Source organism: Pseudomonadales bacterium (genome assembly GCA_013215025.1).
Taxonomy (GTDB): Bacteria; Pseudomonadota; Gammaproteobacteria; order Pseudomonadales; family DT-91; genus DT-91.
The window spans coordinates 1-10,101 of record JABSRR010000149.1 but is presented as its reverse complement, the minus strand read 5'-3'; the positions used below and the strand labels follow the sequence as shown (position 1 = coordinate 10,101).

The 10,101-nt window shown below is 43.0% G+C and carries 12 protein-coding genes and 1 tRNA gene; 2 read left to right on the top strand and 11 right to left on the bottom strand.

What is annotated here, in order from left to right:
- The 4 genes from HRU21_10025 to HRU21_10010 form a co-directional block, all read right to left on the bottom strand.
- The coding region (locus HRU21_10025; GenBank protein ID NRA42626.1) for a hypothetical protein at positions 1–696 on the bottom strand (696 nt) is incomplete at its 3' end.
- Complete coding sequence (locus tag HRU21_10020; GenBank protein ID NRA42625.1) at positions 693–1,550, bottom strand: glycosyltransferase family 2 protein; 858 nt, start codon at positions 1,548–1,550, stop codon at positions 693–695. The genes HRU21_10020 and HRU21_10025, both read right to left, overlap by 4 nt.
- Entirely contained in the window at positions 1,547–2,122 is a 576-nt protein-coding gene (locus tag HRU21_10015; protein NRA42624.1) for a hypothetical protein, read from the bottom strand. Before HRU21_10015 ends, HRU21_10020 begins: the two co-directional genes overlap by 4 nt.
- Positions 2,119–3,189 (bottom strand): hypothetical protein, encoded by a 1,071-nt coding sequence (locus tag HRU21_10010; GenBank protein ID NRA42623.1) that lies wholly within the window; start codon positions 3,187–3,189, stop codon positions 2,119–2,121. Before HRU21_10010 ends, HRU21_10015 begins: the two co-directional genes overlap by 4 nt.
- 99 nt (positions 3,190–3,288) lie before the next feature.
- Between HRU21_10010 and HRU21_10005 the strand changes: the two genes are divergently transcribed.
- Entirely contained in the window at positions 3,289–4,032 is a 744-nt protein-coding gene (locus HRU21_10005; protein NRA42622.1) for an RNA methyltransferase, read from the top strand.
- A 10-nt stretch (positions 4,033–4,042) separates the two neighbouring features.
- Here HRU21_10005 and HRU21_10000 read toward each other — a convergent pair whose 3' ends face one another.
- The 7 genes from HRU21_10000 to HRU21_09970 all read right to left on the bottom strand — a co-directional run bounded on the left by HRU21_10000 (position 4,043) and on the right by HRU21_09970 (position 9,478).
- On the bottom strand, positions 4,043–5,218 hold the full coding sequence (locus HRU21_10000) for a VWA domain-containing protein (GenBank protein NRA42621.1): 1,176 nt from the start codon (positions 5,216–5,218) through the stop codon (positions 4,043–4,045).
- 2 nt (positions 5,219–5,220) lie between these two features.
- Positions 5,221–6,066, bottom strand: a complete 846-nt coding sequence (locus HRU21_09995; GenBank protein NRA42620.1) for a MoxR family ATPase — start codon at positions 6,064–6,066, stop codon at positions 5,221–5,223.
- A gap of 18 nt (positions 6,067–6,084) precedes the next feature.
- Positions 6,085–6,693 (bottom strand): tRNA-(ms[2]io[6]A)-hydroxylase, encoded by a 609-nt coding sequence (locus tag HRU21_09990; GenBank protein ID NRA42619.1) that lies wholly within the window; start codon positions 6,691–6,693, stop codon positions 6,085–6,087.
- 41 nt (positions 6,694–6,734) lie between these two features.
- Entirely contained in the window at positions 6,735–7,178 is a 444-nt protein-coding gene (locus tag HRU21_09985; GenBank protein ID NRA42618.1) for a DUF1289 domain-containing protein, read from the bottom strand.
- Between the two features lie 205 nt (positions 7,179–7,383).
- Positions 7,384–7,459 (bottom strand) — tRNA-Glu (locus tag HRU21_09980).
- Between the two features lie 65 nt (positions 7,460–7,524).
- Complete coding sequence (locus tag HRU21_09975) at positions 7,525–8,790, bottom strand: MFS transporter (protein NRA42617.1); 1,266 nt, start codon at positions 8,788–8,790, stop codon at positions 7,525–7,527.
- Between the two features lie 4 nt (positions 8,791–8,794).
- Positions 8,795–9,478 carry a hypothetical protein gene (locus HRU21_09970; protein ID NRA42616.1) on the bottom strand — a complete coding sequence of 228 codons (684 nt, stop codon included), beginning with the start codon at positions 9,476–9,478 and terminating at the stop codon, positions 8,795–8,797.
- Between the two features lie 92 nt (positions 9,479–9,570).
- Between HRU21_09970 and HRU21_09965 the strand changes: the two genes are divergently transcribed.
- A complete protein-coding gene (locus HRU21_09965; GenBank protein NRA42615.1) occupies positions 9,571–10,074 on the top strand; it encodes a hypothetical protein in 504 nt (167 codons plus the stop codon).
- The last annotated feature ends 27 nt before the right edge of the window (positions 10,075–10,101 follow it).

Genomic DNA, 10,101 nt, shown 5'->3' with positions numbered 1-10,101 from the left:
TACCACCTTATATTCTGGCACCTGCTGCTGCAACTCAAGCCCAAGTTGAAATAATTCAGACATATTGCGTATCCATGGAGAAAACATCACTATCTGTGAATCTGAATCTACTTGAAATGGAATAAAAATATACTTATCCGGCAATGATTTTTCTGATGAAATTTTGTTTCTTTTAGCTTCTCTTGCCACCAGTTTTTTTGGTGTGTACGAACGAGAAGGCAGCGCTTGATAAAATGCCGCATCCCTCGGCATACTATTAAGCGCATTAACCCCCTTTTGATCAAAAACAGTTGTGTTAGGAAGCAGCCCATTCTCCATGAACACGCAGTTTATTTGCAATTCTGCTGCTGCCGCTACCATAATAGCTCGCTGTGGCTTTAAGCCATTCCACAAAACAACTGTTTTAGGTCGATGTTTTTTTAATCGATAGATATTCTTGGCATAATTCAAACGCAAGCTCAGCAAAAAGCAAAACGCTTGAATACTATTAGCAGCCTTTTGGGTTTCAGCAATGCGCTCTTTTAACCAATACTGATAGATATCGTCATAGCGCAATCGCTTAAAAAAAATAAACGCAGAAATATCAATGAATGACCATGATTTATCTTTAATTACTTTGGCATTTTTATCAAGATGCCGCACCAGCGTTTCAAAGTACCGGTGATTTTCTCGATGATTGCTGAGCAGCAAAATCATTGATTGGCAACCCATCGTGACAATGGTGTTTCAGGCAATACATCGATAACGCCTAAACGAATTAAGGTTGACATATCACTTTCATGCAGGCTCATATTATTAAACTCTGCATGTAAACCATCCTGTTCTAAAATGCTTACCCATCGCTTGTAGTGCACGCCCATGCGCGTTGACGGATCGCTGTCTAGCAATGCTTTGCGGTTACGTATATTGTTCTCAAATTGTTGATAATTTCGAATAGGATAATGATGCACTTGAATATCGTCAGAATCACGGCAAGCCCAAAAACGAATGTGTTTTGCGCGATGGTTACCACCTTTGATTTTTATCAAACCTTTGGGGTTTACAATAACCTTAGGACTAATTTTTGCTAATGGTATAGCTAGACCTTGCTTAGCAATTTGATCAGCCTTATTGTATAAAATGGGACAGGATACCTGATGACAACTTAAGCGATAATCTACTCCTGACGCCATATCATTTAAAGGCTGAACCATATTCAGCCGTCTTACAGATAATACAGCGTCTTTAGTCGATAGCGAATGTTTTAAACTGCCAGATTTTGCTGACCAAAACTCATCGGCATCGTTACTGATGACTAAATCAGCACCGAGCTCTTTTCGAGCCTGCTTGGCTAAAGCGGTCATCCACGGTCCTTGATTGTATACACCACGGTTAATGACTATTGTAATATCAAACTCTGCCGATAAGTGTTCTAACTTTTCTAAGGTTCCGTCAGTTGAGCCGTTATCCATGACTAAAAACGCATCAACTCCCTGATCAGCATGAAATCGAATATTATCTTCTATAATATCCAACTCATTTTTCACTAATATAGTCATCACTAGCTTCATACACTTTCCTGATTCAAGCTTTGATCAATGCGCTGCAGCTTTCGCTCTAAACTTTTCCACGCTTTTACTTGCGCACGTTTTAACAAAAATTCTAAACGTATTGTGAGTGGATTCCAGTTACTATTACTTACGCCATCTATAATAACTAATTTAAATGCTCGCTCAGAAATACGTTGATAGACAATATTTCTTGGACTTAAATCTCTAACGCAAATCTTTTGTTGAGCCAGATAGAGCTGTAAATCATTTAATGCATCGCCTATATGCGCCAATGAGACATCATGCTTCTTCAACAAAAAGTCTAAATTTTGAGAAATACTGCCATCAAAATCTTTCGCCAGGTCAAATAAAAAGCCCTTTCCAATTGAAGTTAAAACAGATCCTCGGTACGGCGACAAATGTTCAAAATTTACACCTTGGCGTTGCAAATATGCAAAATAGCGCTTTTCTCTTAATGATTGTTTATCTCCAGACTTTGACACTTTGATACATAGCGATGAATTCTCAGGGTGAAGATAACATAGTCGATCACGCCCCTTGCCAATCAGCATTGGCTCATCCAACTCAATCATGCTACTGCTGCCTCAATGCACTTCACCCCGATCTGTTGATACAGTTTAGCGAATTCTTTCGGCAGTGTTGCGTCGGCTGCCAATATCGCTTGCACCTGAGCATCGGCGCGCAAAAGTTTTGCGGTGATTAATGCTGTCGAAACGTCACCAACAATAGTCACCGACGGCTTAAGCATGGGTAACATAGCTTCAAACGGTATTAGTGCCGGCAATATCGTTACTGTTTCTAATTTAGCCAACTGCAGCCCATCGATATGCTGGTCTCGAGGGTGATATTTCACCGCGATACGCAGACCCTGGGATATTTTTGTCGAGAGATAATCTCTACATTGCTGAGCATATGAGGGATTAGACTGCATGATTGACTCATGCGGTAGCGTCATTATCAGATCAAAATTGCTAAAATCGATATTTGCAGCATATCGATCAAGCAGCAGCTGACAAAATGTTTTTAATCGACTTGCAGACCAATACTGTTGATTTAAATGCCGCACATTCTTAGTAGCAAGTAGCGGGTGAATTTGATCGGGATACGACGCATAAATGGTTTTAATCCATGCAGAAGCCCCAACTGTTGCAGGATGTTTCCACCACCAACCATAGCTAAGCTTCTTTAAACCATTATCTAGCCACCTATCACTAAAGCGGAACGATGCGCTTCGGCCAACGTAGGTAAACGTTCCCTCATCCAGATAATAGCCATGCGGCGCAAGACCTTTGACTGTTGCAAGCTGCATAGCGTATTGAAACTCTATACGTCGATCATTGCCGACATAAATATGTGACGGTCGATAGCTTTCGATGAAATTGGCTAATTGCTTAAAGATTTTTTTACGCTGCAGAAACTTATTGATATTGCCACGCATTGATCGATAAAAAATTTGAATACTGCAAAACGGCGATTGCTCCCAGTTATCCAGTATCTCAGCATAGATATTGTCTTTTTCGGGTACTTGATCAATAAAAATCAGTGCAGCCTGCTGAATGTTCTCAGTATCGATAATCGCTATGCTGACCAAAAGGTGCAGCGGTGTAGAGACAAAAAACAGATGGTTAGAGCTATGCATAGTGGCTGAAAGATACTAATTTGCTTTGAGTGATGCACCATCAGGTATCATAATGCATCTCCATATAGAAATCTTCTGTTACCATGAAGCCAAGTAAATATGAATAAGCATAAAAACCGTCAGTTTTTAACCATTTACGGCCGGAAGGCCTGCGAAGAAGCACTGCAAGATAGCGATTTAAACATCAAAAAGCTGCACTTAGCCGATAGCAATAAACCTGCGAGTATTCTGCGCCATTGCCTAAGCCTAGCTGAGCAACGCGGTGTTGAAGTTACTTATCACTCTAAACGCGAGCTTTCGTTTATTTCTAAAAACAGCAAGCAAGATCAAGGTATTGCGCTAGATATCTTATCCAGCAAGCTTAATTCAATTGAGTCTTTAGACACTGATCATGCCCAACATATTGTCCTGCTTGATAATATAACTAACCCACAAAATATCGGTATGATAATTCGCTCTATCGCTGCGGGGTTTATTGACGGCTTAATCATTCCAGAAAAAGGCTGCGCTGCACTTGGACCGCTGGTCATCAAAGCATCCTCGGGCACGATATTTAAGTGCCCTATTTACCGCTGTCGCACAATCGAGCAAGCGCTTGAGGCGATTAAACCACACTATCGTATTGCTAGTTTAGATTTAGCGGCTTCTGTGAGCTTATTTGACTATGGCTTCGATAAGCCTAGCTGTTTGGTTCTGGGTAATGAGTCGACAGGCGTAAGCCAAGCCGTGCAACAGGCGGCGCAAGCAAGGCTGCGCATTGGCATGAATAACCAAGTTGAATCATTAAATGTGGCCGTAACGGCGGCCTTAATCGCGTTTCACCCGGCCTTGCGGCAATTGTGACCGTAAGCCCTTATTTGCTAAGGTAGGCCATTGCCGACTCAAGCCCTTCGATTGTCATCGGATACATCTTATCATCGCTGAGCTGCTGACAAATCTCTATCGATTGCGTCCAATGCCACTGCTCTTCAGGGACTGGATTTAACCAAACCAGCTTATCAAAATTGGCTTTCAGCTTTTCAAACCAGTAGCGTCCAGGCTGCTCGTTCCAAAATTCCACACTGCCGCCTGCCTGCAATATTTCATACGGTGACATCGATGCGTCGCCGACAAAAATAATCTTATAATCACGCGCATATTTATGCAGAATATCATTCACCTCAATCATCTCAGAATTTCGGCGCTGATTGTTTTGCCACACACCGTCATATAGAAAATTATGAAAATAAAAATATTCTAAGTGTTTAAATTCACTGCGCGCGGCTGAGAATAATTGCTCACATACACGAATAAACGGATCCATTGAGCCGCCAACGTCAAAAAACAATAAAACTTTTACCGCATTGTGTCGTTCAGCGCGCATTTTAATATCCAACAGACCAGCGTTCCGCGCGGTCGCCGAAATAGTATTATCGAGGTCTAACTCGTCTTGCGAGCCAGTGCGTGCAAATTTACGCAAGCGCCTGAGTGCAACCGACATAGTGCGCGAAGTGATTTCATTAGAGTCATCTAAATCTTTAAACTCGCGCTTATCCCAGACTTTGACCGCACGCTTATTCTTGCCATTGGGGCCAACCCGAATGCCCTCAGGATGATATCCTTCCTGCCCGAACGGTGAAGTGCCGCCGGTTCCAATCCATTTATTGCCGCCGGCGTGTTTTTCTTTTTGCTCTTCAAGCCGTTTCTTGAACTCTTCAATCAGTTTTTCTAAAGAGCCCAAACTTTCAAGCTTAGCTTTATCTTCATCTGACAGTGCTTTTTCAAATTCTTTACGCAGCCAATCTTCAGGAATTAAAGCCTCGAGTAAGTTATCAAAATCTTCCAAGCCCTCAAAATAGATACCAAAGGCACGATCAAACTTATCAAAATATTTTTCATCTTTCACCATGACCGCGCGGCTGAGCATATAAAATTGATCCATGCTGGCAAATGCCAGTCTTGCTTGTAAGGCACGAATCAGATCGAGTAGCTCTCGTATAGTTACCGGCACCCCGCTGTGTTTCAGGGTGAAGAAAAAATTAATCAGCATAATTAACGCTGTGCGCGCCGATGCATAAAGGCCAGACGCTCAAGCAAGTGTAAGTCTTGCTCATTTTTCATCAATGCGCCATAGAGCGGCGGCACCGCATTCTTGTTCTCTTGGTCGCGCAGAATTTCATCCGGGATATCATCAGACATCAACAGTTTAAGCCAATCTAACAGCTCTGAAGTAGACGGCTTTTTCTTTAAACCGGGAATATCACGTACCTCGAAAAACACATTCAATGCATCTGACACTAACTGTTGTGAAACCTTGGGGTAATGCACATCAATGATCTGCCTCATCGTGTCACGATCAGGGAATTTAATATAGTGAAAGAAGCAGCGGCGTAAAAATGCATCTGGCAATTCTTTTTCGTTATTTGAGGTAATGATAACGATCGGTCGCTGTTTTGCCTTAACCACTTCGCCGGTTTCATAGACGTGGAATTCCATCTTATCGATTTCGACCAAAAGATCATTGGGAAACTCGATGTCAGCTTTATCTATCTCGTCAATTAATAAAACCACCTGCTCATCGGCATCAAATGCCTCCCACAGTTTGCCTTTCTTAATATAGTTGGCAACGTTTTCAACACCCTCTACACCTAGCTGAGAGTCACGTAAACGCGACACCGCATCGTATTCGTAAAGCCCCTGCTGGGCCTTAGTCGTAGACTTGATATGCCACTGAATCAGCCGTTTATTTAAACCAGAAGCTAATTCTTCGGCCAATAAGGTTTTACCTGTACCAGGTTCACCTTTTATTAACAGAGGCTTAGCCAAGGCGATGGATGCGTTTACAGCAAGCTGCAGGTCTTCTGTAACAACATAGTTGTCAGTACCGGTAAAACTCATGATGTCTCTCTTAAACAATTAGGCGGCGATATGTGCGCCGCTATGAAAACGAAATTCGGTATCGGCCGTTTGAATCAGCTCAGTTTCCTGCTGGCGAAAAAACTCGACTCGCGTTGATATATCATAATCAGCATATTTGATCGCAAGCTTTAAATAATCCTGAAAATGCCGCGACTCTGACTTCAACAGCGAGGTATAGAATTTAGCCAGCTCGGCATCTAAATGCGGGGCCAGTTTGGCAAACCGCTCGCATGAGCGTGCCTCAATAAACGCACCGACGATTAAAGTATCAACAAGTTTTTGCGGCTCTTTGCTGGCAATATGCTGATGCATGCCTTTGGCGTAGCGCGACGCAGATACGGCAATATAATCGATATTGCGTTTTTTCATGATCGCAATCACCTGCTCAAAATGCCTTAGCTCCTCACGCGCTAACTTGGACATTTTATTTAACAAATCAGGCTTATCGATGCAGCGATTGATTAAGGTTAAGGCGGTAGACGCCGCTTTTTTCTCACAATTGGCATGATCTACCAACATCAAGCTTTGATTGGCCAGGGCCAAGTCAATCCAGCTTTGCGGGGTTTCACAGCCAAGAAAATCAGCTAATTCAGGAATGGTGTACATGCGTTTATTATAGCGACTTATTGGACGCTTTAATACGGCTGTCAAACACCGCTGTATTGATTAAAATAGCGCTGGTAATGAGCAACAGAAAGCGAATAGAACTCTTTGTCCATATCTTCGTAGAGCTCAGCCAGCGACATATGCTGAAAGGATGGCCTTACTTCAAAGCCAAAGCGAAGCGTATCGCTTATTTGGCTGGCGCCAGCTTTTATCAATTCAAATAATTGACAGTGCAGATTGCGATGCTTAGGCAATCGCACAGGCTGTATATCTAGTTGAGCTATTAGACTTTCGTCACAAACAATGTTTAACCGATGATCAACAATAGTTGTAAGTAAAGATGCTAGTCGATTCTCAATGGCCTGTTTCTGACGATCATCACAGGCATTCCACTGTATCACTTCATGCTTGTATCGCTTACAACCACGGCACACATCATCACCAATACCTGTCGTGCAAATACCTATACAAGGAGTTTTAACCATATTTGAGAGCCATAAAGAATACTTTTTTAAATAACATGCTTGATAACAGTGACTAAACGTAAATTAGCTCAAATAAGACCTCATTGCGCGAAAAAGCTTAAAGTTGTAGTTACACCTTGAAAAAGACGCATTGGCGTTAACTTCAGACATATAGTCAAATTTTAACAAAAAAAAACCGACTTCGTAGAAGTCGGTTTTTTAAATATGGCATCCCGTAGGGGGTTCGAACCCCTGTTACCGCCGTGAAAGGGCGGTGTCCTAGACCACTAGACGAACGGGACAGATATTGAAAAAACAGGTTTAATCACTGCCCTTTCAAGTGCTGCGTATTCTACGGATTTAGCCTTTATTGGCAAGCGTTTTTACGAAAAAAATATGCTTTTACGATAAAAACAAAAATAACTGTGCAAACAATCACCGACGAGAAAAAATAAGGCGCCTGCGGCGTCAGAGAATAAAGAAATCCACCAATCAACGGTCCAATCACAAAACCCAGTCCAGAGACAGAAGCGATGATACCTGATAGCCCTCCCTGCTCTTGCGGCAGCACAGATTTTGATGCAGCAGCGGCAAGGCTTGGGCCAATTAAGCCAAATGCAAAACCAAAACCAGCTAAAGCTAGCATAAGGTGCAGCAACTGCGATGATAAGGCCAACGCTAAAAAACTCAGCATTAATACGGGTAAGCCAAAGCCAATATAATATTCAGGCGGAAAACGAAATCGCTGCACTACAAACAACTGCGCAAATAACATCGCTGCTGATGAGACCATCAATGAGAGTGAAAAATAACTGGCTGCCTCAGCGGTACTAAGGCGCAGCAAGTCTTGAAAATAAAAGCCTAGCGTTTGCTGTACCATGCCCATCGCAAGATATAACAGCAAGCAAAGCAAGGTATATTGACGGTATCGCTGGTCGAAATAGCGCAGCGGTTTATTCCTCTGCTGCTCTAGGCCTGATTCATCAGGCCGCGTATGAGGCAGAGACAACATCACGATCACTGCCAAGGCCAGACAAATTATCGCCTGCAACAGCAAAGGTGCTAAAAAGCTTATCGCAACTAAAAATACCAAGGTTGGCCCAAGCATAGAGCCAATCTGCGTTGCCGCTGCTAAACTGCCCAATGCCTTGGTACGCGCAGCGACTGACACTGAATCAATGATGTAGGCATTACTTGAAGGATAAGCTGCTGATTTTAATGCCGAATGAACAACTCGAGCCAAAAATAGCGCCAGGAACAAAGCAAAGCCACTGAGCCACTGTATCAGCCCAAGCCATGCAACCAGACAAAACAGGGCCATGCCAAGCGCATAGCCAAACAGGCCGAAAACAATGAATGGTTTTCGGCCTAAGCGATCACTGAGCCTACCCCAAAACGGCGTAAAAATTGAAAAGCTAAGCGCAGTAACCGAAGCCAGTACAGTAATTGCCAGCTCTTTGGGTTGGTAATATATACCCCAGGCCGGCAGATCAATCACTAACTTATCGATCTCAAGCGCCCTACCTAACATAGGCATAATGGCAAATTCGATGCTTTGCCCAACACCTAGGACAAACATGCCTAACATCACCCATCGCAACGCAAATAGGCGCTGATGAAACATTTTTCGCATGGGCTTATTGGTATTGCTTTAGTTGATAAAGCAAGTCGGTAACTGTGGCATAAAGCGAGATGTTTTTGGCTTGATAAGCCTCTGTTTGAAGCTGCGTTAATTCATCAATAACGCTCAACAAAGCCGCTTCTGGCAGCTCAACCATATTGGGGCCTGCATCTTTAAGCTGTTGCTCAATCGGGTTAGCAGCCATATAAGCAGCAGCCAATGGATCATCTTCGACATCTAAAATGATAGCGTTATTTGGGTCAGATTTAGCCGTATCAGCATAATTTTGAATTTTCTCTTCTAGCTCAAGCTGTTGACGCTGCTCAACACGCTGCTTTAATGGCGGCTTCGACTGCCCCTCAAGCAAAATCGCCTGACCCCGCGCTGACAAATTACCAAACGCATTCCAGTCATATTCAACAAACAATACCGCCTGTGCACCGCGCTGTTTGGCCAAATGTGCCAACACAATATCTGCCTGAGCTTTGGTCGGCTTGCTGTGGAAAAATGAAGGCCGATTTACTTCTGCTACTACCCAGCCTAGATAATCAATTTTAGACGCCTCAACACCCTCAGCAGTTAATAAGACTTCTGGCTTCTGATCGACCCTAAGCCCATCGAAGGCAATATCCGTATTGGTTGAATAAGTTGCGCAAGCAGATAAGGCTGAAATAATAAAGATAATGCACAAACGAGACATGATAGCGAATGACTGTAGTTATAATGAATATTTGGATATATGGTATATCTTTATGCTTGAGTATTCACCGTTTAATTATCTTGGCTTAAACCATGATTGACCTCAACACTCTACATTGGCAGACAAAATTAAACCTTGAGCCTCAATACTGGCCTTTACGAATTGACGAAATTTGCCAAATCTCGTCTAGACAACTCTGTATTCGAGCTGAGTCACTGCCAAACGCATTATTTAGCAGAGAAGACGTGTTAGCGACATTTTCATCGTTTGTGCGCTACTCCAGGCATCGTTCAATTTGCTTGCTCATAGACAGGCCCGAGCTACTTTTGAAAGACGATAGCGACCTACTAAAACTTCAGCGACGATTATCATCGAGCATTCAAATCCGCAAGCCACAATTAGCACTAGCCAACCCAGATAGACTTTTTGTGATTAGCGATCATGCAGGCTTTATCAGCCAGCCACTCGATGCGGAAGAGATGGGCTTTTACAGCTTTGAGGACAAGGTAAACACACTAAAAGCACAGCAAAGTTTTCAAGCCGATTGGCAGCGTGCAGAACCGAGTCGAATCTTACGGCAGCTTTCGGCGATCTGATCGAATAAGCCAGCGAATGTTATTTTG